This window comes from Pseudomonas sp. PAMC25584 (assembly GCF_058135675.1).
Map to the genome: position 1 here is coordinate 2,525,889 of NZ_CM176870.1, position 26,864 is coordinate 2,552,752.

18 protein-coding genes and 1 pseudogene are annotated in these 26,864 nt (G+C 62.9%); 16 read left to right on the forward strand and 3 right to left on the reverse strand.

All coding sequences use genetic code 11. The features are described from left to right. Positions 1-17: 17 nt before the first annotated feature. The 7 genes and pseudogenes from ACS5Q8_RS11785 to ACS5Q8_RS11815 form a co-directional block, all read left to right on the forward strand. A pseudogene (locus tag ACS5Q8_RS11785) lies at positions 18-986 on the forward strand (sigma 54-interacting transcriptional regulator); the annotation flags it as partial. 135 nt (positions 987-1,121) lie between these two features. Next, complete coding sequence (nosR, locus tag ACS5Q8_RS11790) at positions 1,122-3,254, forward strand: transcriptional regulator NosR (RefSeq protein WP_465160219.1); 2,133 nt, start codon at positions 1,122-1,124, stop codon at positions 3,252-3,254. Positions 3,255-3,265: 11 nt separating this feature from the next. Then, the gene (gene nosZ / locus ACS5Q8_RS11795) at positions 3,266-5,167 is read left to right on the forward strand and encodes a TAT-dependent nitrous-oxide reductase (RefSeq protein ID WP_465160220.1); all 1,902 of its coding nucleotides are present in this window, start codon (positions 3,266-3,268) and stop codon (positions 5,165-5,167) included. 141 nt (positions 5,168-5,308) lie between these two features. After that, positions 5,309-6,574 (forward strand): nitrous oxide reductase family maturation protein NosD, encoded by a 1,266-nt coding sequence (locus ACS5Q8_RS11800; protein ID WP_426103159.1) that lies wholly within the window; start codon positions 5,309-5,311, stop codon positions 6,572-6,574. Next, complete coding sequence (locus tag ACS5Q8_RS11805; RefSeq protein ID WP_276197949.1) at positions 6,574-7,497, forward strand: ABC transporter ATP-binding protein; 924 nt, start codon at positions 6,574-6,576, stop codon at positions 7,495-7,497. Before ACS5Q8_RS11800 ends, ACS5Q8_RS11805 begins: the two co-directional genes overlap by 1 nt. Beyond that, positions 7,494-8,324, forward strand: a complete 831-nt coding sequence (locus ACS5Q8_RS11810) for an ABC transporter permease (protein WP_276193419.1) — start codon at positions 7,494-7,496, stop codon at positions 8,322-8,324. Before ACS5Q8_RS11805 ends, ACS5Q8_RS11810 begins: the two co-directional genes overlap by 4 nt. A gap of 30 nt (positions 8,325-8,354) precedes the next feature. Next, positions 8,355-8,870, forward strand: coding sequence for a nitrous oxide reductase accessory protein NosL (locus ACS5Q8_RS11815; protein WP_276193418.1), 516 nt, complete (start codon positions 8,355-8,357; stop codon positions 8,868-8,870). A gap of 12 nt (positions 8,871-8,882) precedes the next feature. Here ACS5Q8_RS11815 and ACS5Q8_RS11820 read toward each other — a convergent pair whose 3' ends face one another. From ACS5Q8_RS11820 to ACS5Q8_RS11830, 3 genes are all read right to left on the reverse strand, one after another. Further along, entirely contained in the window at positions 8,883-9,563 is a 681-nt protein-coding gene (locus ACS5Q8_RS11820) for a Crp/Fnr family transcriptional regulator (RefSeq protein WP_253395131.1), read from the reverse strand. 907 nt (positions 9,564-10,470) lie between these two features. Continuing rightward, positions 10,471-11,118 (reverse strand): two-component system response regulator NarL, encoded by a 648-nt coding sequence (narL, locus tag ACS5Q8_RS11825; protein ID WP_276193417.1) that lies wholly within the window; start codon positions 11,116-11,118, stop codon positions 10,471-10,473. Continuing rightward, entirely contained in the window at positions 11,115-12,917 is a 1,803-nt protein-coding gene (locus tag ACS5Q8_RS11830) for a HAMP domain-containing protein (RefSeq protein WP_276193416.1), read from the reverse strand. Before ACS5Q8_RS11830 ends, narL begins: the two co-directional genes overlap by 4 nt. 311 nt (positions 12,918-13,228) lie before the next feature. On the opposite strand from ACS5Q8_RS11830, the gene ACS5Q8_RS11835 reads away from it, so the two are divergent. The 9 genes from ACS5Q8_RS11835 to ACS5Q8_RS11875 all read left to right on the forward strand — a co-directional run bounded on the left by ACS5Q8_RS11835 (position 13,229) and on the right by ACS5Q8_RS11875 (position 26,839). Next, complete coding sequence (locus ACS5Q8_RS11835) at positions 13,229-14,485, forward strand: MFS transporter (RefSeq protein ID WP_276193415.1); 1,257 nt, start codon at positions 13,229-13,231, stop codon at positions 14,483-14,485. Positions 14,486-14,487: 2 nt separating this feature from the next. Beyond that, positions 14,488-15,885, forward strand: a complete 1,398-nt coding sequence (locus ACS5Q8_RS11840; protein ID WP_426101747.1) for a NarK family nitrate/nitrite MFS transporter — start codon at positions 14,488-14,490, stop codon at positions 15,883-15,885. A 57-nt stretch (positions 15,886-15,942) separates the two neighbouring features. Then, a complete protein-coding gene (locus tag ACS5Q8_RS11845; protein ID WP_465160221.1) occupies positions 15,943-19,716 on the forward strand; it encodes a nitrate reductase subunit alpha in 3,774 nt (1,257 codons plus the stop codon). A gap of 1 nt (position 19,717) precedes the next feature. Beyond that, positions 19,718-21,256, forward strand: coding sequence for a nitrate reductase subunit beta (gene narH / locus ACS5Q8_RS11850; RefSeq protein WP_426101746.1), 1,539 nt, complete (start codon positions 19,718-19,720; stop codon positions 21,254-21,256). 3 nt (positions 21,257-21,259) lie between these two features. Next, entirely contained in the window at positions 21,260-22,015 is a 756-nt protein-coding gene (gene narJ, locus ACS5Q8_RS11855; RefSeq protein WP_276193411.1) for a nitrate reductase molybdenum cofactor assembly chaperone, read from the forward strand. Further along, the gene (narI, locus tag ACS5Q8_RS11860) at positions 22,008-22,688 is read left to right on the forward strand and encodes a respiratory nitrate reductase subunit gamma (RefSeq protein ID WP_443698211.1); all 681 of its coding nucleotides are present in this window, start codon (positions 22,008-22,010) and stop codon (positions 22,686-22,688) included. Before narJ ends, narI begins: the two co-directional genes overlap by 8 nt. A gap of 10 nt (positions 22,689-22,698) precedes the next feature. After that, positions 22,699-23,625 (forward strand): peptidylprolyl isomerase, encoded by a 927-nt coding sequence (locus ACS5Q8_RS11865; RefSeq protein ID WP_276193410.1) that lies wholly within the window; start codon positions 22,699-22,701, stop codon positions 23,623-23,625. A 1-nt stretch (position 23,626) separates the two neighbouring features. After that, a complete protein-coding gene (gene moaA / locus ACS5Q8_RS11870; protein WP_276193409.1) occupies positions 23,627-24,613 on the forward strand; it encodes a GTP 3',8-cyclase MoaA in 987 nt (328 codons plus the stop codon). 225 nt (positions 24,614-24,838) lie between these two features. Continuing rightward, positions 24,839-26,839, forward strand: a complete 2,001-nt coding sequence (locus ACS5Q8_RS11875) for a ribonucleoside triphosphate reductase (RefSeq protein ID WP_465160222.1) — start codon at positions 24,839-24,841, stop codon at positions 26,837-26,839. Positions 26,840-26,864: the final 25 nt, after the last annotated feature.

The following is a 26,864-nucleotide window of genomic DNA, read 5'->3' on the forward strand; positions in this document are numbered from 1 at the left end:
TGACCGCGCCGCCCGACGGCATCCTCGGCCAAAGCCCGGTGTTGCTGCAGTTGCTCGACGAGCTGGCGCTGCTGGCCGAAACGCAGTTGCCGGTGTTGTTGCTCGGCGAAACCGGGGTCGGCAAAGAGTTGTTCGCACGGCGCCTGCATCGCCTGTCGCGCCGCTGCAACACGCCTTTGGTGCAGGTCAACTGCGCCGCGCTGCCGGAGGCGTTGGCCGAAAGCGAGCTGTTCGGTCACGTCAAGGGGGCTTTCTCCGGCGCCACCCACGACCGTGCCGGGCGGTTCGATGCGGCCAACGGCGGCACCTTGTTCCTCGATGAGGTCGGCGAATTGCCCTGGAGCGTCCAGGCCAAGCTGCTGCGTACCCTGGAGAATGGCGAGATCCAACGCCTGGGCGCCGATCGGCCATTGCATGTGGACGTGCGCATCATCGCCGCGACCAATCGCCACCTACCGGACAGCGTGCGCGACGGCCTGTTTCGCGCCGACCTGTATCACCGGCTGTCGGTGTACCCGGTGCCGATCCCGGCGTTGCGCGAGCGCGGCGAGGACGTGTGGTTGCTGGCGCGGCATTTCGTCGAGCTCAGCCGTGAGCGCCTGGGCTTGCGTGACCTGCAGCTATCGCCAGCGGCGCAACGGGTGCTGCTCGATTACCCCTGGCCGGGCAATGTGCGCGAGCTGGAGCACGTGATCAGTCGCGCCGCGTTGAAACAGCTCAGCCGTGCTGAACCGCGCAGTTCGGTGATCTGCCTGGAGCCGCACGCCCTGGGCCTGGACGCGGCCGTCGTCGCGGCTGAACGCGCCTTGCCCGCGTCATCGATTGAGTCCTTCCAACCCTTGGCGGTGGCGGTGGACGAGTGCCAGCGCTGGAACATTCGCCACGCCCTGGAGCACTGCGCCGGCAATTGGGCGAGTGCTGCGCGCTTGCTTGGCGTGGACGCCAGCAACCTGCACAAACTGGCGCGGCGCCTGAAGCTCAAGTAAGGGGGTGCGGCAACGCGCCAGCCGTGCGCATCCGTCGCACCTGCGCCAGGCCCGACTTGATTCTGGTCAAGGGCCACTCGCCAGCATCGCTCCTACCATCCGTCCCATCTTCAGCCCGACGCCTCAAGGGACTCCATGACTCGCTCCGCGCGCTTGACACGCCACTGGCTGACTGTGCTGGTGGTGTTGCTCATCACCAGCTTCACCGCCCAGGCCCGGTCTTACGGCGACATCGAACAGCAGCGTATCGAGCGCACCTTTCCCGCCCAGGATGCGGTCTCCGCACCGGACGGCCCGTTCAAGGTGCGCACCATTTCGACGGCGGGCAAGCCCATCGGCTATGTGTTCCAGAGCCTGGATGTGGTGGCGATCCCGGCGTATTCAGGTAAACCGATCAACACCCAGGTGATCCTCGACACCGCCGGGGTGATCCGCGATGCCTACGTGCTGGAACACCACGAGCCGATCCTGTTGATCGGTATTCCCGAGATCAAACTGCACGAGTTCACCGCGCACTATTCCGGCGTCGATGTGCGCCAGCGCGTGGTAGTCGGGCGTTCCAGTGACCCGAAGGCGGTGACGGTGGACGCGATTGCCGGCGCGACCGTGACCGCGATGGTGGTCAATGAAGTGGTGATGCGGGCAGCCCGTGAGGTGGCGGTGTGGCTCAAGCTGATCGACGGCACGGCCGCTACCGCGCAGAAAGTTGCGCTGATCCGCACTGATCGGTTTGACCCCGCCACCTGGGCGCAATTGACCGGCAATGGCGCGATCCGCCGCCTGCTTTTGACCCGTGGCCAGGTCGACGCGGCCTTCAAGGACACCGCCGCCGAAGGCGCCGAGGCGGCGGACGAGACGTTCATCGAGCTTTATGTGGCCAACCTCAACCCGCCGAGCATCGGCCGTAACCTGTTGGGCGAGGCGCACTACCGCAGCTTGATGCAGGGGCTCAAACCCGGCGAACAGGCCATCGCGGTACTCGGCCGTGGGCTGTTTTCGTTCAAGGGCTCGGGTTACGTGCGCGGCGGGATTTTCGACCGGGTGCAGTTGCGCCAGTTCGGCAACGTGATCAGCTTCCGTGACCTCGACCACCAGCGCATCGACGATGTCTACGCCGAGGGCATGCCGGCTTTCGACGAGATGTCGATATTCATCGTGCGTCCGCAGGCCGGCTTCGACCCGGGTTCGGCCTGGACCCTGGAGTTGCTGGTGCGGCGCCAGACCGGTCCGGTCAGCGGCACGTTCAGCAGCTTCGAATTGCCTTACCAGATGCCGGAACAGTACCTGGAACGGCCGCTGCCCACCGCCGCCGAACAAGCCGCGCTGGATGAGGCCAGCCGCCCGCTGTGGTTGAGCATCTGGTACCAGAAGCAGGCCCAGATCATCGTGCTCGGCGTCGCGCTTCTGCTGCTCACTGCGATCCTGTTCCTGCAGGACAGCCTGGCTCGGCGCCCGCGTCTGCTGCACTGGCTGCGCCGGGGTTATCTGGTGTTTACCGTGGGGTTCGTCGGCGGGTATGCGCTGGGGCAGTTGTCGGTGGTCAATGTGCTGACCTTCGTGCATGCGCTGGTGCAGGACTTTCGTTGGGAGTTGTTCCTCACCGACCCGCTGATCTTCATGCTCTGGGTCTTCACCGCCGCCAGCATCCTGCTGTGGGGGCGTGGGGTGTTCTGCGGCTGGCTGTGCCCGTTCGGGGCCTTGCAGGAACTGCTCAACGAAGCCGCGCGCCGTCTGAAGATCCGCCAGTTCGAATTGCCTTTCGCGGTGCATGAACGGCTGTGGGCGATCAAGTACCTGATCCTGCTGGTGCTGTTCGGTCTCTCGCTGGAATCCATGGCCACCGCCGAACGCTTTGCCGAAGTGGAACCGTTCAAGACCGCCATCACCCTCAAGTTCGATCGCCAGTGGTGGTTCGTGCTCTACGCCTTGGCGTTGCTGGTGATCAACCTGTTCACCCGCAAAGTCTACTGCCGCTACCTCTGTCCCCTCGGCGCCGCCCTGGCGATCCCGAGCAAGTTCCGCCTGTTCGACTGGCTCAAGCGTCGCCAGGAATGTGGCAACCCATGCCAACTGTGCGCCAAGGAATGCGAGATCCAGGCGATCCACCCGGACGGCCATATCAACGCCAACGAATGCCACTACTGCCTCGACTGCCAGATGACCTGGCACAACGAAAACAAGTGCCCGCCGCTGATCAACAAACGCAAGAAGCGCAACAAGGCGGCGCCCGTACAGATTCCCGTAGTGCAGATAAATCCCAACACTTGAAGGAGCAACCCATGAACGATACAGACGATAAACACGACGGCCTGACCCGGCGCAGTTTCCTCGGCACCGGTGCGGTGACTGGCGCTGTGCTGGCGGGTGCGTCGGCGCTCGGCGGCGCGGTGTTTACCCGTGAATCCTTCGCGGCGGCGGCCAAGGACGCCAAATCGAAAATCCATGTAGAACCCGGTCAGCTCGACGATTACTACGGCTTCTGGAGTGGCGGCCACCAGGGCGAAGTGCGGGTGCTGGGCATCCCGTCGATGCGCGAGCTGATGCGCATCCCGGTGTTCAACGTCGACTCGGCCACCGGCTGGGGCCTGACCAACGAGAGCAAGCGCATCCTCGGCGAGGGCGTCAAGTACCGCAACGGCGATTGCCACCACCCGCACTTGTCCACCACCGATGGCCGCTACGACGGCAAGTACCTGTTTATCAATGACAAGGCCAACAGCCGGGTGGCGCGCATCCGCCTGGACATCATGAAGTGCGACAAAATCCTCACCGTACCGAACGTCCAGGCCATCCACGGCCTGCGCCTGCAAAAGGTGCCCTACACCAAGTACGTGTTCTGCAACGCCGAGTTCATCATCCCGCACCCCAATGACGGCCACAGCTTCGACCTGCAGGATCGCAACGCCTTCACCATGTTCAATGCCATCGACGCCGAGAAAATGGAAATGGCGTTCCAGGTGATCGTCGACGGCAACCTCGACAACGCCGACATGGACTACACCGGCAAGTACGCGGCGGCCACCTGCTACAACTCGGAAAAGGCCACCGACCTGGCCGGCATGATGCGTAACGAGCGCGACTGGGTGGTGGTGTTCAACATCCCGCGCATCGAAGCGGCGATCAAGGCCGGCAAGTTCATCAGTGTGGACGGCGTCAAGGTGCCCGTGGTGGACGGGCGCAAATCCGAGGACGGCAAGGACAGCGAATTCACCCGCTACATTCCGGTGCCGAAGAACCCCCACGGCTGCAACACCTCGCCGGATGGCAAGTACTTCATCGCCAACGGCAAGCTGTCGCCGACCTGCACCATCATCGCCATCGACAAACTCGACGACCTGTTTAGTGGCAAGATCACCGACCCGCGCGGCGTGGTGGTCGGTGAACCGGAACTGGGCCTGGGCCCGCTGCACACCACCTACGACGGGCGCGGCTTTGCCTACACGACGCTGTTCATCGACAGCCAGGTGGTCAAGTGGAATATCGCCGAGGCCATCCGCGCCTATGGCGGCGAGAAGGTCAACTACATCAAGCAGAAGCTCGATGTGCAGTACCAGCCGGGCCACAACCATGCGTCGCTGACCGAAACCCGTGACGCCGACGGCCAGTGGTTGGTGGTATTGAGCAAGTTCTCCAAGGACCGCTTCCTGCCGACCGGCCCGCTGCACCCGGAGAACGACCAGTTGATCGACATCTCCGGCGATGAAATGAAACTGGTCCACGACGGCCCGGCCTTCGCCGAACCCCACGACTGTGCGATGGCGCGCCGCGACCAGATCAAGACCAAGAAAATCTGGGAGCGCAACGATCCGTTCTTCGCCGAGACGGTAGCCATCGCCAAGAAGGACGGGATCAACCTGGAAACCGACAGCAAGGTGATCCGCGACGGCAACAAGGTGCGCGTGTACATGACCTCCATGGCCCCGGCTTACGGGCTCACGGAGTTCACCGTCAAACAGGGCGATGAAGTCACCGTGACCATCACCAACATCGACATGATCGAAGACGTGACCCACGGCTTTGTCATGGTCAACCACGGCGTGAGCATGGAGATCAGCCCGCAGCAGACCTCGTCGATCACGTTCATTGCCGACAAACCGGGGCTGCATTGGTACTACTGCAGCTGGTTCTGCCATGCCCTGCACATGGAGATGGTCGGGCGGATGAAGGTCGAGCGCGCCTGACACAAGGACACAGCAGGACAAAGGTGGGAGGGCGCTTGCTCCCGATGGCGGTGAATCAGCCAAGGATGCATCAACTGATACACCCTCATCGGGAGCAAGCCCCCTCCCACATTTAGCCGCATTCAGTTTAAGGACATCACTGTGGCTCGATCACTCATCACCTTGATAGGGCTCGCACTGCTCTCGTTCGGGGTGAACGCTGGCGTGCGCCCCATCACCGACTTACCCCTGCAAGCCGACGGCCCCAACCACTGGCGCCTGCCTGCCGGCGAATACCGGGGCTCGTTTCGCATCGACCAACCGCTGCAATTGACCTGCGCCCCCGGCGCCCTCTTCCAGGCCGAAGGGCAGGGCAACGGCCTGCTGATCAGCGCGCCGGATGTCAGCGTCCAAGGCTGCACGTTCCTCGATTGGGGCGACGACCTCACGGCCATGAACGCCGGTGTCTTCATCCAACCCCAGGCCCGCGGCGCGCAACTGCTGGGCAACCGCCTGCAAGGCCAGGGCTTTGGCATCTGGGTCGACGGCACCCAGGACGTGAGCCTGATCGGCAACCGCATCCAGGGCGATACCTCGGTACGCTCCCAGGACCGTGGCAATGGCATTCACCTGTACGCCGTACACGGTGCCCGCGTCATCGATAACCACGTGCGCGACACCCGCGACGGCATCTACATCGACACCTCCAACGGCAACCTGCTGCAAGGCAACACCCTGGAAGATCTGCGCTACGGCATCCACTACATGTTCGCCAACGACAACCAGGTCCTGGGCAACACCACGCGCCGCACCCGCACCGGCTATGCCTTGATGCAAAGCCGCAAGCTGACGGTGATCGGCAATCGCTCCGAGCAGGACCAGAACTACGGCATCCTGATGAACTACATCACCTATTCGACCTTGCAGGACAACGTCGTCACCGATGTGCGCGACGGCTCCACCGGCGACACCATGATCGCCGGCGGCGAAGGCAAGGCGCTGTTCATCTACAACTCGCTGTTCAACCGCATCGAACACAACCGCTTCGCCCGCAGCGCGGTGGGCATCCACCTGACCGCCGGCTCCGAAGACAACCGCATCGCCGGCAACGCCTTCATCGACAACCAGCGCCAGGTCAAATACGTCGCCAGCCGCTTGCAGGAATGGTCGGCGGACGGCCGGGGCAACTACTGGAGCGACTACCTCGGCTGGGACCGCAACGGCGATGGCCTGGGCGATGTGGCTTATGAGCCGAACGACAACGTCGACCGCTTGCTGTGGATGTACCCCCAGGTACGGCTGTTGATGAACAGCCCCGGCATTGAGTTGCTGCGCTGGGTGCAACGTGCGTTTCCGGTGATGAAGTCGCCGGGAGTGATGGACAGCCACCCTCTGATGCAAGCCCCCACGCATAAGGAACCTGCATGATGAATGTCGTCGAGATCGAAGGCGTCAGCCAGTGCTACGGGCGTGCCACGGTGCTGCACGACCTGAACCTGAGCCTGGCCCCCGGGGAAGTGTTGGGGTTGTTCGGGCACAACGGCGCGGGCAAGACCACCGCGATGAAACTGGTCCTTGGCTTGCTGCGCGCCAGCGCCGGCGAGGTGCGGGTGTTCGGCCGTGCGCCGAGTGACCCCCACGTGCGCCGCTGGCTCGGTTACCTGCCGGAAAACGTCACGTTCTACGCACAGTTGAGCGGCGTCGAAACCCTGCGCCACTTTGCCCGGCTCAAGGGCGCGCCGATGCATCAGGTCGACCGCCTGCTGGACGACGTCGGCCTGACAGCGGCGGCGGGGCGGCGGGTGAAGACCTATTCCAAGGGCATGCGCCAGCGCCTCGGGCTGGCCCAGGCCTTGCTCGGCGAGCCACGCCTGTTGCTGCTCGACGAACCCACCGTGGGCCTCGACCCGTTCGCCACCCAGGACCTGTATCGCCTGCTCGACCGCCTGCGTGCGGCCGGCACCAGTACCATCCTGTGTTCCCATGTGCTGCCGGGCGTCGAGGCGCACATCAACCGCGCGGCGATCCTCACCCAGGGCCGCCTGCTGGCCTTGGGCAGCCTGGCGCAATTGCGCGCCGAGGCCGGCTTGCCGACGCTGATTCGCACCAGCGGCTTGCAGCGCGTCGAGCTGCTGCAACAACGCTGGAACGCCGCCGGCCATGTTACCCGGCGCTGGGGCGTCGAAGGGCTGCAAGTGGCGGCGCACAACGGCAGCAAGGTGCAACTGCTGCGTCAACTGCTGGCCGAAGACAGCCCCAGCGACGTGGAAATCCTGCCGCCGTCCCTCGAAGACATCTACCGGCATTACATGGACGGCGCGATGGTCACGGCACAGGAGGTGGCCTTATGAGCCCGATCTGGAACATGGCCCGCAAAGAATTTTGCGACGGCCTGCGTAACCGTTGGCTGTTGGCGATCAGCCTGTTGTTCGCGGTCCTGGCCATTGGCATCGCCTGGCTCGGCGCCGCCGCTGCCGGGCAACTGGGCTTCACCTCGATCCCGGCGACCATCGCCAGCCTGGCCAGCCTGGCGACGTTCCTGATGCCGCTGATCGCGCTGTTGCTGGCCTATGACGCGATCGTCGGCGAAGACGAGAGCGGCACCTTGTTGCTGCTGCTCACCTACCCCTTGGGGCGTGGGCAGATCCTGCTCGGCAAGTTCGTCGGCCATGGGCTGATCCTCGCGCTGGCCACGGTACTCGGCTTCGGCTGCGCGATGCTCGCCATTGCGCTGCTGGTCGACGACGTGGATTTCGCCATGCTGCTCTGGGCCTTCGGCCGGTTCATGCTGACCTCGGCCTTGTTGGGTTGGTGCTTTCTCGGGATGGCCTATGGCTTGAGCAGCCTGTGCGCAGAAAAATCCACCGCCGCCGGGCTGGCGCTGGGCGTGTGGTTCTACTTCGTGCTGGTCTTCGACCTGGCGCTGCTGGCCTTGCTGGTGCTCAGCAAAGGCCAGTTCAACCCGCAGGGGCTGCCTTGGTTGCTGCTGCTCAACCCCACCGACGTGTATCGGCTGATCAACCTTTCCGGTTTCGGCACGGGCACCCAGTCCGTGGGGGTCATGGCCCTGGGGTCGGACCTCGACGTGCCGCCGCTGGCCCTGTGGGCGTGCCTGCTGGGGTGGGTGGCCGTGCCGCTGGCGCTGGCCTATGGGTTGTTCCGGCGCCGTGCGGCGTAAGGACTTTTTATGACTGTTGGAGTGAGTGATATGGGTTTCAAGACACGGGTAGTCGCGGCCTTGCTGGTCGGCTTGTTGGTGACCGCCTGCGACAAGGTGCAGGAGTCGAGCTTCAGCGAAGCGCCGGTGGCGTTTCATCCGAACGACGAGTGCCACGTGTGCGGCATGGTGATCAACCCATTTCCCGGGCCCAAGGGCCAAGTGGTAGCGCGAGACGGGGTGAAGAAATTCTGTTCCACCGCCGAAATGCTCGGCTGGTGGCTGCAACCGGAAAACCGCCACGACGACGCCAAGTTGTACGTGCATGACATGGGCCGCAGCCAGTGGGATGCACCGGACGACAAGCACCTGATCGACGCCCGCACCGCGTACTACGTGATCGGCACCGGGCTCAAGGGCGCCATGGGCGTGGTGCTGGCTTCGTTTGCCGATGAGGCGAAGGCGCAGAAAGTCGCGGCGGACACCGGTGGCCGGCTGTTGCGTTTCGAGCAGATCGACCTGGCGCTGTTGCAGCAACCGATGCCGATGATGCACAGCGGGCATTGACCGCGAGGGGTATCAACCGGCTTGATACCCCATCAACTGCTCTTCGTTGAGGATTCGAATGGTGCGCTGGCGCACCTCGATCAACCCGCCTTCCACCAGCCGATGCAGAATCCTCGAAAACGTCTCCGGCTGAATCCCCAGCTTCGACGCCACCAGGCGCTTGGGCACCTGCAACACCACCTCGCTGTTGACGCCGTCGCGCTCCTGGAACAGGAAATTGATCACCCGGCGGCTGGCATTGGCCAGGGTCAGGGTGTCGATGTCCTGGAGGCGCTGATGCAGGTGAATACTCATGCTCGCCAGAATCGCCAGGCAAATGGCCGGCTGGTCTTCCAGCGCCCGGCGATAGTGTTGGCCTTCGATGCTCACCAGGACGCTGTCCTTGAGCGCGGTACCACTCACCGGGTACGCCTTGGCCTGGGTGAACAGCAGCGCTTCGGCAAACGTCTGGCCGGGGTGGATGACTTCCACCAGATGCTCCTGACCTTCGCCCGTGACCCGGTGCAGCTTGATTTGGCCGCTGACCAGCAGAAAGAACCGATCGGCGGGATCGCCCTGGTGCATGAGCGGAGTGTGATTGGGCAAGCGCCTGAGACTGGCCAGGGTGCAGACATCCTGAAAGGTTTTTTCAGGCAACCGGCTGAACAGGTGATGCCGGCGCAGGGTTAGAACGATTTGGGGATGGGTGAGCATAAGGGCCTCCACGGGTCATCAGGGTAGGGCGACCCAGGGTTTGGGGATATGCCTCGAAGGGGGTACCTCTTCCCGCGTTTGGCGAGTTTGGGTTAACGGGGCGCCCCAGTAGCCGGCCTGACCGGTCAAAAAAGTGGGAGGGGGCTTGCCCCCGATAGCAGTGTGTCAGCCACTACATGCATGACTGATGCACCGCTATCGGGAGCAAGCCCCCTCCCACATTTGGATCTCCATGGATCAGATAGAACTCATTTTGGCTCTGGCTCTGGCTCTGGCTCTGGCTCTGGCTCTTAGGCGCGGGCTTATAGCCGACCTGATTCTGGAAGCCGAACGCGGTCAAGAATGTGGGAGGGGGCTTGCTCCCGATAGCAGTGTGTCAGCCACTACATGCATGACTGATGCACCGCTATCGGGAGCAAGCCCCCTCCCACATTTGGATCTCCATGGATCAGATAGAACTCATTTTGGCTCTGGCTCTGGCTCTGGCTCTGGCTCTGGCTCTGGCTCTTAGGCGCGGGCTTATAGCCGACCTGATTCTGGAAGCCGAACGCGGTCAAGAATGTGGGAGGGGGCTTGCTCCCGATAGCAGTGTGTCAGCCACTACATGCATGACTGTTGCACCGCTATCGGGAGCAAGCCCCCTCCCACTTTTTGATCTCCGTGGATCAGATAGAACTCGTTCTGCTTTTGTTCTAGCTCTGGTTTTTGATCTTGATCTTAGGCTCACCAAGCACTAGCGAGGTGCCGAGTGTTGGGGCAAGAGGCCTTTGGTTGCGTTGGGCTGGGCCGGCATTCCGGCTTTTCCAAAGTGACCCGCTGTAAGAGCGGAACCACCCGCCGCCATGACCAAAAAAACGAATATGTACCCAATACCAAAGCAGCCTGGTCGGCCCGGAGGCCGCCAAGTTCAACCCGCCTGCCGCAAATGCTCCATCGCCCAAACCGCCGCCTCCACCCGCGACCGCAACCCCAACTTATGCAGCAAATTCTTCACATGCACCTTCACCGTCCCCTCGGTAATCCCCAGCTTATGCCCGATCACCTTATTGCTATACCCACTGGCAATCGTGCGCAGCACCTGCCGCTCCCGCTCAGTCAACTCCACCGCCGCATGGGGTTGCGGCGAACGCAGGGCCTGGGCCAGCACTCGCGTCAACCCGGGGCTGATCACCAACGCCCCATGCAACGCGTCGCGGATGAACTCCACCACCAACTCCGGCTCCATGTCTTTGAGCAGATACCCGTTGGCATCCAGGCGCAGCGCATCGCGAATGTCATCCTCAGCATCGGACACGGTAAACAGCAGCACCTTGCCCGCATAGTTCATCGCGCGCAGGCGGCGCAGGGTTTCCAGGCCGTTCATCTGTGGCATGTTGTTGTCCAGCAGCACCAGGTCCGGTTGCAGGCTCTCGATCTGGTCCAGGGCTTCCTGGCCATTGCCGGCTTCGCCGACGACCTGCAAATCGTCTTCCAACTCGAGTATCTGGCGCATGCCGCGGCGCATCATCGGGTGATCGTCGACCAGCAGGATACGGTGGCGGGGGAGTGTGCTCATGGGAGGTTGCCTTGTAGAGGTTGCCCGAGAAATTCCGGTTGAAAGCGCATTTGCACCCGTGTGCCCTGGGGCTCGCGGGGGCCGATGTCGAGTTGGCCGTGCAGGCTGCGTGCACGTTCGTCCATGATGGTCAGGCCGTGGTGTTCACGTTGGTCGACGGCACCGCAAAAGCCACGGCCGTCGTCCTCGATGCTCAGGCTTACGGTCTCGCCCTCCTGGCGCAGTTGCAGCCAGGCGTTTTGCGCATGGGCGTGGCGCAGGCAGTTGGACAGGGCCTCGCGGGTGATTTGCAGCAAGTGAATCTGCTCGCTGGCCGACAATTGGAAGGCGAGGGCGTCGACGTGCAGGTGCACCTGGAATTCGCCGCGCCGGGAGAACTCTTCGGCGGTGTCCGACAGTTCCTGTACCAGCCCGGCATCGTGGATTTGCAGGCGGAAGGTGGTCAGCAGCTCGCGCAGTTGGCGGTAGGCGTTGTTCAGGCCGTCGCGCAGTTCGGCGGTGACGGTGGCCAGGGTCTCCACCGGCTCGCCACGGCGGATCAGGGTTTGCATGCGGCTGACTTGCAGCTTCATGTACGACAGCGCCTGCGCCAGGGAGTCGTGCAGTTCCCGGGCGATGATGGTGCGCTCGTCAAGCAGCAGCAAACGATGATCCTGTTCGCGCTGGCGTTTGAGCGACAGCGAGGTGCCGATCAGGTTGGCCAGGGCCTGGATCAATTGCTTCTCCCAGTCCTGCGGGGGGTGGCCATCGTCGAAGTGGGCCTTGAGTTCACCCAGTTCCGAGCCCTGGTTGCTGATGCTGAATACCTGTGGCGGCGCGACGTTGTGTTTATGGCAGCTCGCGCAATCGCCGATGGCGCAGATGTTGCGGCTGTCGCCGCCGTGCAAGGCGAGCATCTGCTGGGCTGGTGCGAGGAAGTGGCCTTGCAGGCACAACGACAGGCGCAACCCCGGCAGGCGTTTCTGGAAGCGCCGGATCAGTTCGTCCAGGCCTTCGGCATTGGCCAGGCGCGTGGCCAGGCTGCGGCTGCTCTGGTAGAGCAGTTCGAGCGCGGCGTTGGCTTGTTGCAGGTTGAGGGTCTTGAGGCGCACCTGGCTTTCCAGGGTGCGGTGCGACGCCTCGATGGTCTCGGCCATGGCGTTGAAGCTCAGGGCCAGTTGGCCCAGTTCATCCTCGGAGCGGTGGTTGACCCGGGTCTTGAAGTCGCCGTCGCGAAAGCGCCGGGTGGCCTGTACCAGTTCCTGCAAGGGGTTGACCACGCCGTACTGCAATTCATACAGGCCGATCAACAGGATGATCAGCGTGCTGAACAGCGCCAGGCCCTGGATCCCTTGCTGCCAGCCTTGTTTTTGTTCGCTCTGTTGCTGCAACAGGCTGACGAATTGATTCATTTGCTCGACAAAGGCCGGTGCGCTGGCCTGGAACAGCGCCGCATCACCGCGCCCCAGGGCCGGGCGCAGCTCGTCGTTCCAGCGTTGCTGGATTTGTTGGTAGCTCTGCAGCAGGGCGCTGTTCGGGCCGTCTTCCAGCACCGCCTTGAGCGACTGGCTGTCGAGGCGCCCTTGCAGGCTCTGGGTGATGGCGTCGATCTCCGCAACCGGCGCGGCAGCGGCGAGTCGCCAGCTCAGGTGGTAGGTCTCCATGCGCACGGAACCTGCGGTGTTGATCGCGGCGGCGTCGCCCTGGCTGAACCAGGCGATCAGCCCCGCGCTCAAGGAACTGGCGAGGGCCAGAATGGCGATCAGGATCACGGCCAAGCCAGCGCGCGCGGGCAGGGAGCTGCGCAGCCAGTTAAACATCACGGCGTATTCGGAGGGGGGACAAAGCCTGCATGGCGGCACCTGAAAAGGAAAAACGAGCTGGAAAGCCGCAATCCCTGGCGCACTACCTCTAAAGAGTTGCCGGCAAACCCTCCCACGGGAAAACGCCGGCACAAGAGATCAATCCATTGATAAATAAAGACTTTCTCTTGTTATAGGGACTACCTCCTTAGAGGTATGTGCGGTCAGCATAGCCTTATACCCCCCAGGCCGACGTTGATCTGCGTCAAGTTCCACGGGGGTGTCGCCCCTAACCTGCGCTCATGAAATCACCTTCTGGAGCGCATACCGTGACTCAACCCCGTATAAGACAAGGCCTGGTGCTGGGCATGAGCACGCTGGCCTTCACCGTCTGCTTTATGGTGTGGATGATGTTCGCCGTGTTGGGCGTGCCGATCAAAGAGCTGCTGCAACTCAACGAAACCCAGTTCGGCCTGCTGGCCGCCACGCCGGTCTTGACCGGTTCCCTGGTGCGCTTGCCATTGGGCTTGCTGACCGACCGTTTCGGCGGGCGCATCGTGTTCTTCCTGTTGATGCTGGCCTGCGTCCTGCCGCTGTACCTGATCACCTACGCCACTGCCTATTGGCAGTTCCTGGTGCTGGGCCTGTTTGTCGGCCTGGCTGGCGGTTCGTTTTCGGTGGGCATCGCCTATGTCGCCAAATGGTTCGACAAAGAGAACCAGGGTTTTGCCATGGGCGTCTTCGGCGCCGGTAACGCCGGGGCTGCGGTCACTAAATTCCTTGCCCCGGCGCTGATCGCCCTTGGCACCTGGCACCTGGTGCCCAAGGTGTTCGGCGCGATCTTGTTCATCACCGCGCTGCTGTTCTGGTTCCTCACCAGCGAAAACAAGGCCCACCGCAGTGCCGGCGGCGCCACCTTGCGCGAGCAACTGCGGTGCCTGAAAGACCCGGCCGTGTGGCGCTACTGCCAGTACTACTCGATTGTCTTCGGCGGCTACGTCGGCCTGGCGTTGTGGATGACCAAGTACTACGTGCAGGAATACGGTTTCAACCTGCAAAGCGCCGCGCTGCTGGCCGCCTGTTTCTCCCTGCCCGGTGGCGTGCTGCGTGCGGTCGGCGGTTGGATGTCTGACCGCTGGGGCGCCCAGAGCGTGACCTGGTGGGTGTTGTGGGTGAGCTGGATCTGCCTGTTCCTGCTCAGCTACCCGCAGACCCAACTGCAAGTGATGACCGTCAACGGTCCCCTGGATTTCCATATCGGCCTCAACCCCACCCTGTTCACCGTGCTGCTGTTCGTGATGGGCATCGCCTTCGCGTTCGGCAAGGCCTCGGTATTCAAGTACATCGCCAATGACTACCCGCAGAACATGGGCGCGGTGTCCGGCATCGTCGGCCTGGCCGGCGGCCTGGGGGGCTTTGTGCTGCCGATTCTGTTTGGCGCCCTGGTGGACCTCACCGGCGTGCGCTCGTCCTGCTTCATGTTGATGTACGGCGTGGTCTGGGTGTCCCTGACCTGGATGTACTTCAGCGAAATCCGCAAACAACCGCTGCTGGGCCACACCGCCCAACGTCTCCAAGGAGAATGAACATGTCCATCGCGCAAAAGCCCGAGTCGGGCCCGGTGATTCACGACTGGCGCCCTGAGGACCCCGCGTTCTGGGGGGCCAGCGGCAAAAAAACCGCCACCCGCAACCTGTGGATCTCGATTCCCGCGCTGCTCCTGGCCTTCGCCGTGTGGATGGTGTGGAGCACGGTGATCGTGCGCCTGAACGCCATCGGCTTTAGCTTCACCACCGACCAGCTGTTCTGGCTGGCGGCGTTGCCCGGCCTGTCCGGCGCGACCTTGCGGGTGTTCTATTCGTTCATGGTGCCGATCTTCGGCGGACGCCGCTGGACCGCCCTGAGCACCGCGTCGCTGCTGCTGCCGGCGCTGTGGATGGGTTTCGCGGTGCAAGACCCCAACACCTCCTACAGCGTGTTTGTACTGATCGCCTTGTTGTGCGGGTTTGGCGGCGGCAACTTTGCCTCCAGCATGTCCAACATCAGCTTCTTCTACCCCAAGGCGCAGCAGGGCACGGCCCTGGGCCTGAACGCCGGTCTGGGCAACCTGGGCGTCTCGGTGATGCAGTTCTGCGTGCCGCTGGTGATCACCTTTGGTGTGTTTGGCGTGGTCGGCGGGCAAGCGCAGACCCTGCCGGACGGTAGCCAGTTGTGGCTGCAAAACGCTGGGTTCATCTGGGTGCCGTTCATCCTCACCGTCACCGTGGCGGCGTGGTTCGGCATGAATGACCTGTCCAGCGCCCGCGCTTCGTTCAGCGAGCAGGCGGTGATCTTCAAGCGCAAGCACAACTGGCTGATGTGCTGGCTGTACCTGGCGACCTTCGGTTCGTTCATCGGCTTTTCGGCGGCGTTCCCGCTGCTGATCAAAACCTCGTTTCCGGACGTGGTGGCGTTGAAGTTTGCCTTCCTCGGCCCGTTGGTCGGCGCGCTGGTACGCCCACTGGGCGGCTGGCTGGCGGACAAATTGGGCGGCGCGCGGGTGACCCTGTGGAACTTCGTGCTGATGATCGTGATGGTGTTCGGCGTGCTGCACTTCCTGCCCCAGAACGGCCAGGGCGGCAGCTTCTACGGCTTCCTCGGCATGTTCATGTTGCTGTTCATCACCACTGGCGTGGGCAACGGCTCCACCTTCCGCATGATCCCGGTGATCTTCCGCACCCAGCACGAGAAAGCCAGCGCCGGTAAATCCGCTGCCGAGCGCGAGCAGGCCATCAAGGATGCCGGCAAGGAATCCGCCGCGGTGCTGGGGTTTAGTTCGGCCATGGGCGCCTTCGGTGCGTTCTTTATTCCCAAGTCCTTCGGCACGTCCATGGCCGCCACCGGCAGCCCGGCGATGGCCTTCTACATGTTTGTCGGTTTCTACCTGAGCTGCATCGTCGTGACCTGGTGGTGGTACGCCCGCAAAGGCTGCGCCACACCCTGCTAGTCCGACCTGAATTCGCGGGGCAACGCACCCCGCAGCACGCCTGATGAGGAAAGCACCATGAGTCACTTATTGGATCAACTGCGGTTCTTCAACCGCAAACAAAACGAATTCTCCGACGGCCACGGTGAGACTCGCAAAGAGTCCCGTGACTGGGAAAACGTCTACCGTTCGCGCTGGCAGTACGACAAGATCGTGCGTTCCACCCACGGCGTGAACTGCACCGGCTCCTGCTCGTGGAAGATCTACGTGAAGAACGGCCTGATTACCTGGGAAACCCAGCAGACCGACTACCCGCGCACCCGCAACGACCTGCCCAACCACGAACCTCGTGGCTGCCCGCGTGGTGCGAGCTACAGCTGGTACATCTATAGTGCCAACCGGCTCAAGTACCCGAAGATCCGCAAGCCGCTGCTCAAGTTGTGGCGTGAAGCGCGCCAGACCCTGGCGCCGGTGGAAGCCTGGGCGAGCATTGTCGAGGACAAGGCCAAGGCCGACGCCTACAAGAGCAAGCGCGGCATGGGCGGTTTCATTCGCTCGAACTGGGAGGAGGTGAATGAAATCATCGCCGCCTCCAACGTCTACACCATCAAGCAATACGGCCCGGACCGCATCGTCGGCTTCTCGCCGATCCCGGCCATGTCCATGGTCAGCTACGCGGCGGGTTCGCGTTACCTGTCGCTGATCGGCGGTGTGTGCCTGAGCTTCTACGACTGGTACTGCGACCTGCCACCGGCCTCGCCGATGGTGTGGGGCGAGCAGACCGACGTGCCGGAATCGGCCGACTGGTACAACTCCAACTACATCATCGCCTGGGGTTCGAACGTTCCGCAGACCCGTACCCCGGACGCGCACTTCTTCACCGAGGTGCGCTACAAGGGCACCAAGACCGTGGCGATCACCCCCGACTATTCGGAAGTGGCCAAGCTCACCGACCTGTGGCTCAACCCCAAGCAGGGCACCGACGCCGCGCTGGCCCAGGCCTTCAACCATGTGATCTTCAAAGAATTTCACCTGGACAAGCCGAGCGCCTACTTCACCGACTACGCCAAGCGCTTCACCGACTTGCCGGTGCTGGTGATGCTCAAGCCCATGACCGGTTTCGCCCCGGGTGCAGGCTACCAGCCGGACCGCTTCCTGCGCGCCTCGGACCTCACCGGCAACCTCGGCCAGGACAACAACCCGGAATGGAAAACCATCGCCCTCGACGAGAGCGGCGAACTGGTCTCGCCGCAAGGCTCCATCGGCTATCGCTGGGGCGAGAAGGGCAAGTGGAACATCCTCGCCAAAGAGGGCGGTGAAGGCCGTGCGATCGACCTGAAACTCAGCCTGATCGGTGACGACGTCGCCGAAGTCGCGTTCCCGTATTTTGCCGGCGAAGTCCAGGAGCATTTCCAGCACGTGGCCGGCGAGGCGGTGCAGTACCGCCGCGTGCCGGTGCATAACGTGACCCTGGCCGACGGCAGTGTGGCCAAGGTGGCGACCGTGTTCGACCTGTCGGCGGCCAACCTGGCCATCGACCGTGGCCTAGGCGGCCACAACGTGGCCAAGGACTACGACGACGCCAGCGTGCCGGGCACCCCGGCGTGGCAGGAAGCGATCACCGGCGTCAGCCGCGAGAAAGCCATCCAGATCGCCCGTGAGTTTGCCGACAACGCCGACAAGACCAAGGGTCGCTCGATGATCATCGTCGGCGCGGCGATGAATCACTGGTACCACATGGACATGAACTACCGTGGGCTGATCAACATGCTCATGCTCTGCGGTTGCGTCGGCCAGACCGGCGGCGGCTGGGCCCACTACGTCGGCCAGGAAAAACTGCGCCCGCAATGCGGCTGGCTGCCCCTGGCCTTCGGCCTCGACTGGAACCGCCCACCGCGCCAGATGAACGGCACCAGCTTCTTCTACGGCCACAGTTCGCAATGGCGCCACGAGAAAATGAGCATGCACGATGTGCTCTCGCCACTGGCCGACAAGTCGCAGTTCCCCGAACACGCGCTGGACTACAACATCCGCGCCGAACGCGCCGGCTGGTTGCCCAGCGCGCCGCAGCTCAACACCAACCCGCTGCATATCTGCCGTGAGGCGGCCGCCGCTGGCATGACGCCGAAAGACTACGTGGTCAAGTCCTGGCAGGACGGCAGCCTGCGCTTTGCCTGCGAACAGCCGGACAGCCCGGTGAACTTCCCGCGCAACATGTTCATCTGGCGCTCCAACCTGCTCGGTTCGTCGGGCAAGGGCCATGAGTACATGCTCAAGTACCTGTTGGGCACCAAGAACGGCGTGATGAACGAAGACATCGGCCACAGCACCGAGTGCAAACCGACCGAGGCCGAATGGGTCGAGGACGGCGCCATCGGCAAGCTCGACCTGGTGACCACCTTGGACTTCCGCATGTCCTCCACCTGCGTGTATTCCGACATCGTCTTGCCGACCGCCACCTGGTACGAAAAAGACGACATGAACACCTCGGACATGCACCCGTTCATCCACCCATTGTCGGCGGCTATCGACCCGGCGTGGGAATCGCGTTCCGACTGGGAAATCTACAAAGGCATTGCCAAGGCGTTCTCGGCCATGTCGGTCGGCCACTTGGGCGTGGAACAAGACCTGGTTACCGTACCGCTGATGCACGACAGCGTCGGCGAACTGGCACAGCCGTTTGGCGGCACCGACTGGAAAAGCGCACGCGTGGCCCCGGTGCCCGGCAAGAATGCGCCGAACATTGCGGTGGTGGAACGCGACTACCCGAACATCTACAAGCAGTTCTCGTCGCTGGGCCCGATGCTGGAAAAACTCGGCAACGGCGGCAAGGGCATCAACTGGAACACCGATGAAGAAGTCGAGTTCCTCGGCGAACTCAACCATCACGAAAACGATGCCGGGATCAGCCATGGTCGGCCGAAAATCGACACGGCTATCGACGCCGCCGAGGTGATCCTGTCCCTGGCCCCGGAAACCAACGGCAAGGTCGCCTTGAAAGCCTGGGCCGCGCTGTCGGAATTCACCGGCATCGACCACAGCCACCTGGCGATCTCCAAGGCCCATGAAGCGATCCGCTTCCGCGATATCCAGGCGCAGCCGCGCAAGATCATCTCCAGCCCGACCTGGTCTGGCCTGGAAGACGAACACGTGAGCTACAACGCCGGCTACACCAACGTCCATGAAAACATCCCATGGCGCACCATCACCGGCCGCCAGCAGTTCTACCAGGATCACCCGTGGATGCAGGCGTTCGGCGAGCAGTTGATGAGCTACCGGCCACCGGTCAACACCAAGACCATCGAAGGTGTGAAGGGCAAGCGCAGCAATGGCGAAACCGAGATCGTGCTGAACTGGATCACCCCGCACCAGAAGTGGGGCATCCACAGCACCTACAGCGACAACCTGCTGATGCTCACCCTGAGCCGTGGCGGCCCGATTGTGTGGCTCTCGGAAATCGACGCCAAGCGCGCCGGGATCGAGGACAACGACTGGATCGAGTGCTTCAACGTCAACGGCGCACTGACCGCCCGTGCGGTGGTCAGCCAGCGCGTCAAGGAAGGCATGGTGATGATGTACCACGCCCAGGAACGCATCGTGAACGTGCCGGGTTCGGAAACCACCAAGACCCGTGGCGGCCACCACAACTCGGTAACCCGCGTGGTGCTCAAGCCGACCCACATGATCGGCGGCTATGCCCAGCAGGCCTACGGTTTCAACTACTACGGCACGGTCGGTTGCAACCGCGACGAGTTTGTCGTGGTGCGCAAAATGGCCAAGGTCGACTGGCTCGATGGTTCCACCGGCGATGACTTGCCGCGCCCATTGCCGACTGATATCGAGGAGAACTGAGATGAAGATTCGCTCACAGATCGGCATGGTCCTGAACCTGGACAAATGCATCGGCTGCCACACCTGTTCCATCACCTGCAAAAACGTCTGGACCAGCCGTGAAGGCATGGAATACGCCTGGTTCAATAACGTCGAGTCCAAGCCCGGCATCGGTTACCCCAAAGAATGGGAAAACCAGGACAAGTGGAAGGGCGGCTGGGTGCGCAACGCCAACGGCTCGATCAACCCGCGCATCGGCGGCAAGTTCCGCGTGTTGGCGAACATCTTCGCCAACCCTGACCTGCCGAGCCTGGACGACTACTACGAGCCGTTCGACTTCGACTACCAGCACCTGCACACCGCGCCTTTGGGCGAGCACCAGCCGACCGCGCGCCCGCGTTCGCTGGTGTCCGGCAAGCGCATGCAGAAAATCGAGTGGGGCCCGAACTGGGAAGAAATCCTCGGCACCGAGTTCGCCAAGCGCCGCAAGGACAAGAACTTCGACCAGATCCAGGCCGACATTTACGGCGAGTACGAAAACACCTTCATGATGTACCTGCCGCGCCTGTGCGAGCACTGCCTCAACCCGGCGTGCGCGGCCTCGTGCCCGAGCGGCGCGATCTACAAGCGTGAAGAAGACGGCATCGTGCTGATCGACCAGGAAAAGTGCCGCGGCTGGCGCATGTGCATCAGCGGCTGCCCGTACAAGAAGATCTACTTCAATTGGAAGAGCGGCAAGTCCGAGAAGTGCATCTTCTGCTACCCACGCATCGAAGCCGGCATGCCTACCGTGTGTGCCGAAACCTGCGTCGGCCGGATTCGCTACCTCGGCGTGCTGCTCTACGACGCCGACCGCATCAGCGAAGTGGCGAGCACCGCCAACGAGCAGGACCTGTACGAGAAACAGCTGGACATCTTCCTCGATCCGAATGACCCGGCGGTGATTCGCCAGGCCCTGGCCGATGGCGTGCCGCAGTCGGTGATCGACTCGGCGCAGCGCTCACCGGTGTACAAAATGGCCGTCGATTGGAAACTCGCACTGCCGCTGCACCCGGAATACCGCACCTTGCCGATGGTCTGGTACGTGCCGCCACTGTCGCCGATCCAGAACGCCGCAGCCGCCGGCACCGTGGGCATGAACGGGGTGATCCCGGATGTCGACAGCCTGCGCATTCCGCTGCGTTACCTGGCCAACCTGCTGACCGCCGGCGATGAAAAACCGGTCAAGCGTGCGCTCAAACGCCTGTTGGCGATGCGTGCCTACAAACGCTCCCAGCAAGTCGACGGCGTGCAGGACCTGCAAGTGCTCGAAGACGTCGGCCTGAGCGTGGAACAGGTGGAAGAGATGTACCGCTACCTGGCGATCGCCAACTACGAAGACCGCTTTGTGGTGCCGAGCGCGCACCGTGAAGACGCCATGAGCGATGCGTTCGCCGAACGCTCCGGCTGTGGTTTCAGCTTCGGCAGCGGTTGCAGCGGCAGTTCCGATACCAACATGTTCGGCGCCAAGAAGGCCAACCGCCGCGACGTGCTGAAAACCGTCCAGATCTGGGAGGACTGAGCCATGCGCATTCTTAAAGTGATTTCGTTGCTGCTGGACTACCCCACCGACACCCTGGTGAACGGCCGCGACGAACTGGAACAGGCGATTATCGAGTCGCGGGAAATCAGCCCCAAGCAGCGCGGCGCGCTGTTCGAGTTGCTCGAGCTGATCTGCGCCAATGACCTGATGGATGGCCAGGAACACTACGGCGCGTTGTTCGGCCGGGGGCGTTCGCTGTCGTTGCTGCTGTTCGAACACGTCCACGGCGAGTCTCGTGACCGTGGCCAGGCCATGGTCGACATGATGGCCCAGTACGAAGAGGCCGGGTTTGCCATCGGCGTTAAGGAGCTGCCGGACTATATCCCGCTGTACCTGGAGTTCCTCTCGACCCGCGAAGACATCGAGGCCCGCGAGGGCCTGGCGGATGTGGCGCACCTGCTGGCGTTGCTCGCCGCACGCCTGGACGAGCGCGAGAGCGCCTATGCCAGTTGCTTCCGTGCGTTGCTGCAGATCGCCGGCGCCGAGCCGCACCAGGCCGTGGCCGAGCTGCGCGCCCAGGTCGCCGCCGAGCCGCGTGACGACTCCCTCGAAGCCCTGGACAAAATCTGGGAAGAGGAAGCGGTGGACTTTATGCAGGCCGAACAACAGGACCGTTGCAGCTCGATGCCCAGCGCGCCGGGTAAAGCCCGCGAAGAAAGCGCGGTGCCGTTGCACTGGGTGGATTTTCAGCAAGAAGGGCAGGCCGCAGTGCCAGCCGCGGAGGTGGGTAATGTCTAAGTGGAATTTGCTGGTTTTCGGGGTGTACCCCTATGTCGCCCTGGCGATCTGCCTGCTGGGCAGTTGGGCGCGGTTCGACCTGTCGCAGTACACCTGGAAGGCCGGCTCCAGCCAGATGCTCAACAACCGTGGCATGCGCGTGGCGAGCAACTTCTTCCACATCGGCGTGCTGTTCGTGCTGGCCGGGCACTTCGTTGGCCTGCTGACCCCGGCGTCGGTCTATCACCATGTGATCAGCACTGAAAACAAACAGTTGCTGGCGATGGTCTCCGGCGGCGTCTTCGGCCTGCTGTGCCTGGTGGGCTTGCTGATGCTGGTCAAGCGCCGCCTGAGCGACCCGCGTGTACGCGCCACATCGAGCCCGTCGGACATCCTGATCCTGCTGGTGCTGCTCGCGCAGTTGGTGCTTGGCTTGCTGACCATCGTCGCGTCCACCGGGCATATGGACGGTTCGGTGATGGTGATGCTCGCCGACTGGGCGCAGAACGTGGTGCTGTTGCGGCCGCTGGACGCGGCGGCTTCGATCGAGCCGGTCAGCCTGATCTACAAGGCGCATGTGGCGCTGGGCTTGACCTTGTTCGTACTGTTCCCGTTTACCCGCTTGGTGCATATGGTCAGCGCGCCGATCTGGTACCTGGGGCGTCGTTATCAAATCGTGCGGCAGAAGTATTGAGGAGAACGTCATGACAACTGGATGCGGATGTGGTGGCGGTAAAGGCGGCAGCGGTGGTTGCGGCTCGTCGGTCAAAGAACCGGTGGTGGCCGAGGTTGCGGCCCCGGCGCTGTTCGAGGAACTCAAGGCACCTGAGCTGATCGCCAGCAGTGAACAGGAATGGCCGATCATCAGCGTCAACGGCGTGCCCGTCACGCCGGAGGCCATGGCCCTGGAGTTGCAATATCACCCGGCGCAAAGCCGCGAAGAGGCGGTGTATCTGGCCGCCCGTGCGCTGGTGATCCGCGAGCTGTTGCAGCAGCGGATCGCCGAGCTGGGCCTGGCGGTGGAGATCGCCGCCGGCGAGAACGAAGAAGAAGCCGCCACGCGCTTGCTGCTGGAGCGTGAGGTCAAGGTGCCCGAGTGCGACGAGGCCACCTGTGTGCGTTACTTCGAGAACAATCGCGGGCGCTTTCACAGCGCGCCGTTGCTGGCGGTGCGGCACATTCTGCTCGAATGCGCGCCGGACGACGCCGAGGCGCGCCATTTGGCGCACACCCAGGCGGAAGCCCTGCTGCTGAACCTGAAAGACCAGCCCGGCCACTTTGCCGAGCTGGCCCTGCAGTATTCGGCGTGCCCGTCCAAAGCCCAGGGCGGTTCGTTGGGCCAGGTGAGCAAGGGCCAGACCGTGCCCGAGCTGGAGCGTCAGCTGTTTACCCTGGCGCCGGGCCTGGCCGGTAAGCCGCTGGAAAGCCGTTACGGCTGGCATGTGATCAATGTCGATCAGCGCATCGAAGGCCAACCGCTGCCGTATGAGGCGGTGGCGGTGGCGATCCGCACCCAGTTGCAGCAAGGTGTGTGGCAAAAGGCATTGGTGCAGTACCTGCAAACCCTGATTGGCGCGGCGGACATTCGTGGCATCGCGCTGCAGGGCGCCGACTCGCCGCTGGTGCAGTGACATGAGCCTGGTGGATGGGGTAGGCCGTTCGATCAATTACCTGCGCTTGTCGGTGACCGACCGTTGTGATTTCCGCTGTGTGTACTGCATGGCGAAAAACATGACGTTCCTGCCGCGCCAGCAGGTGCTGACCCTGGAAGAGCTGGAACGCCTGGCCGCGCTGTTCGTCGGCCAGGGCGTGCGCAAGATCCGCCTGACCGGCGGCGAGCCGTTGATTCGTCCGGGCATTGTCGGGTTGTGCCGCAACATCGCGGCGCTGCCGGGCTTGCGCGAACTGGTGATGACCAGCAACGGCTCGCAGTTGGCACGCCTCGCGCAGCCGCTGGTGGACGCCGGGGTCAAGCGCATGAACATCAGCCTCGACAGCCTCGATGCGCAGCGCTTTCGCGCGATCACCCGCAACGGCGATCTGCGCCAGGTGCTGGACGGTATCGAGGCGGCGCGAGAGGCCGGGTTCGAGCGGGTCAAGCTCAATTGCGTGGTGATGAAAGGGCGCAACTTCGATGAAGTGCCCGCGCTGGTGCAGTACGCGATCGACCAAGGCATCGACATCAGCTTTATCGAGGAAATGCCCCTGGGCGACGTGGGCCGTTCACGCGGCGAGACGTTCTGTGCCAGTGATGAAGTGCGCGCCGTGATCGCGCGTCACCATGCCGTGCTCGACAGCACCGAAAACAGCGGCGGCCCGGCGCGCTATGTGCGCCTGGCACGGCATCCGGGGACGCGCATCGGCTTTATCTCACCCAACTCCCATAACTTCTGCGGCAGTTGCAACCGCGTGCGCATGACCGTCGAAGGGCAGTTGCTGCTGTGCCTGGGGCAGGACAACGCGGTGGACTTGCGCGCTTTGCTGCGGCGTTATCCGTTGGACGATGGGCCGTTGATCGAGGCCTTGCACAAGGGGTTGAGGGGCAAGCCGCTGCGCCATGATTTCACCGGGGCAGGCGAGGTGCAGGTGGTGCGCTTCATGAATATGAGCGGCGGTTGACTGTGGGAGGGGCGGTGCGACGATTCGACTTGCTCCCGATAGCGGTGTGTCAGTCAATACATGCATGACTGATACACCGCTATCGGGAGCAAGCCCCCTCCCACATTTTGATCTTCATTCAGACTTGACCCTGATCAATGGCAGCCCAAACGCTTGACCGTAATATCACTGCATATTGTGTTTTAAAGATTTATTAAATCTATATGTAGTGTCTGGAGCCTTCCAATGCAAAGCATGCTCAGCCCGCTGGTCAGTAACCGCCTGCACAAACGCGACGGCAGCCTCGTTGCGTTCGACGCCGAAAAAATCCGTCAGGCGCTGATCGCCGCCGGCAATGCTACCGGCGAGTATCAGGAAGCCGAGGTCGACCTGTTGCTCGGCGCGGTATTGGCGCGGCTGCGCGGCATCGAACGGCTGGACGTGGAGCAGATCCAGGACAGCGTCGAGCGGGTGTTGATGGATGCCGGGTACTTCCTGTCGATGCGCGCTTATATCGTCTACCGCGAACAGCACGGCCGCCTGCGCCGCGATCGCAAGACCCTGGTGGAAGTCGCCACCTCGATGAACGAATACCTCGACCGTGAAGACTGGCGCGTCCAGGCCAATGCCAACCAGGGATATTCCCTGGGCGGGCTGGTGTTGAACGTGTCGGGCAAGGTCACCGCCAATTACTGGCTGGATGAGGTCTACAGCCAGCAGATCGGCCGCGCACACCGTGAGGCGGATCTGCATATCCATGACCTGGACATGCTCGCCGGCTACTGCGCCGGTTGGTCGCTGCGCTCGTTGTTGCACGAAGGCCTCAATGGCGTGCCGGGCCGCGTGGAAGCAGGGCCGCCCAAGCATTTGAGCAGTGCCCTGGGGCAGATGGTCAACTTCCTCGGCACCTTGCAAAACGAATGGGCCGGCGCCCAGGCGTTCAGCTCGTTCGATACGTATCTTGCGCCCTACGTGCGCAAGGACCAGTTGAGCTACCCCGAGGTGCGCCAGGCGGTGCAGGAGTTCATCTACAACCTCAACGTGCCGTCGCGCTGGGGCACGCAGACGCCGTTCACCAACCTGACCTTCGACTGGGTCTGCCCGGAAGATTTGCGCGAGCAGATCCCGGTGATCGGTGGTGAGGAAATGCCGTTTGCCTATGGCGACCTGCAAACGGAAATGGAGCTGATCAACCGTGCCTACATCGAAGTGATGCAGGCCGGGGATGCCAAGGGGCGGGTGTTCACCTTCCCGATTCCGACCTACAACATCACCCATGATTTCCCTTGGGACAGCGAGAACGCCGACCGCTTGTTCGAGATGACGGCGCGCTACGGTTTGCCGTATTTCCAGAACTTCCTCAATTCCGACATGCAGCCCAACCAGGTGCGCTCCATGTGCTGTCGCCTGCAACTGGACGTGCGCGAGTTGCTCAAGCGTGGCGGCGGGCTGTTCGGTTCGGCGGAGCAGACCGGCTCCCTGGGCGTGGTGACGATCAACTGCGCGCGCCTCGGTTACCTGTTCAAGGGCGACACCAGCGGCTTGCTGCAACGCCTGGACAGCCTGATGGAAATGGCCATGGAAAGCCTGGAGGTCAAGCGCAAGGTGATCCAGCACCATATGGACGCCGGGTTGTACCCGTACACCAAGCGTTACCTGGGCACCTTGCGCAACCACTTCTCCACCATCGGCCTCAACGGCATGCACGAGATGCTGCGCAATTTCACCGATGACACGCAGGGCACGCACACCGAAGAAGGGCGCGCGTTTGCCTTGCGCCTGCTTGACCATGTGCGCGCCACCTTGCTGCGCTTTCAGGAAGAAACCGGCCACCTCTACAACCTCGAAGCCACGCCGGCGGAAGGCACCACCTACCGCTTCGCCAAGGAAGACCGCAAGCGCTACCCGGACATTCTGCAAGCCGGCAGCGTGGATGCGCCGTACTACACCAACTCGTCGCAACTGCCGGTGGGCTTTACCCAAGACCCCTTCGAAGCCCTCGAACTGCAAGACGAACTGCAATGCAAATACACCGGCGGCACCGTGCTGCACCTGTACATGGCCGAACAGATTTCCTCGGCCCAGGCCTGCAAGCAATTGGTGCGCAAAGCGCTGGGGCGTTTCCGCCTGCCGTACCTGACCGTGACCCCGACCTTCTCGATCTGCCCGGTGCACGGCTACCTCGCCGGCGAACACGAGTTCTGTCCCAAGTGCGATGAAATCCTCGCGCTTGCTGCCCAGTCCTGAACCTGTTTTTCAACCCGCAAGGAGA

Coding starts and splice junctions, on each gene's coding strand:
- ACS5Q8_RS11805 (WP_276197949.1), top strand. CDS start 6,574: ATGAATGTCGTCGAGATCGAAGGCGTCAGCCAGTGCTACGGGCGTGCC.
- ACS5Q8_RS11810 (WP_276193419.1), top strand. CDS start 7,494: ATGAGCCCGATCTGGAACATGGCCCGCAAAGAATTTTGCGACGGCCTG.
- nosZ (WP_465160220.1), top strand. CDS start 3,266: ATGAACGATACAGACGATAAACACGACGGCCTGACCCGGCGCAGTTTC.
- ACS5Q8_RS11875 (WP_465160222.1), top strand. CDS start 24,839: ATGCAAAGCATGCTCAGCCCGCTGGTCAGTAACCGCCTGCACAAACGC.
- ACS5Q8_RS11865 (WP_276193410.1), top strand. CDS start 22,699: ATGACAACTGGATGCGGATGTGGTGGCGGTAAAGGCGGCAGCGGTGGT.
- ACS5Q8_RS11840 (WP_426101747.1), top strand. CDS start 14,488: ATGTCCATCGCGCAAAAGCCCGAGTCGGGCCCGGTGATTCACGACTGG.
- moaA (WP_276193409.1), top strand. CDS start 23,627: ATGAGCCTGGTGGATGGGGTAGGCCGTTCGATCAATTACCTGCGCTTG.
- narL (WP_276193417.1), bottom strand. CDS start 11,118: ATGAGCACACTCCCCCGCCACCGTATCCTGCTGGTCGACGATCACCCG.
- narI (WP_443698211.1), top strand. CDS start 22,008: ATGTCTAAGTGGAATTTGCTGGTTTTCGGGGTGTACCCCTATGTCGCC.
- ACS5Q8_RS11815 (WP_276193418.1), top strand. CDS start 8,355: ATGGGTTTCAAGACACGGGTAGTCGCGGCCTTGCTGGTCGGCTTGTTG.
- narH (WP_426101746.1), top strand. CDS start 19,718: ATGAAGATTCGCTCACAGATCGGCATGGTCCTGAACCTGGACAAATGC.
- ACS5Q8_RS11845 (WP_465160221.1), top strand. CDS start 15,943: ATGAGTCACTTATTGGATCAACTGCGGTTCTTCAACCGCAAACAAAAC.
- ACS5Q8_RS11820 (WP_253395131.1), bottom strand. CDS start 9,563: ATGCTCACCCATCCCCAAATCGTTCTAACCCTGCGCCGGCATCACCTG.
- ACS5Q8_RS11830 (WP_276193416.1), bottom strand. CDS start 12,917: ATGTTTAACTGGCTGCGCAGCTCCCTGCCCGCGCGCGCTGGCTTGGCC.
- narJ (WP_276193411.1), top strand. CDS start 21,260: ATGCGCATTCTTAAAGTGATTTCGTTGCTGCTGGACTACCCCACCGAC.
- nosR (WP_465160219.1), top strand. CDS start 1,122: ATGACTCGCTCCGCGCGCTTGACACGCCACTGGCTGACTGTGCTGGTG.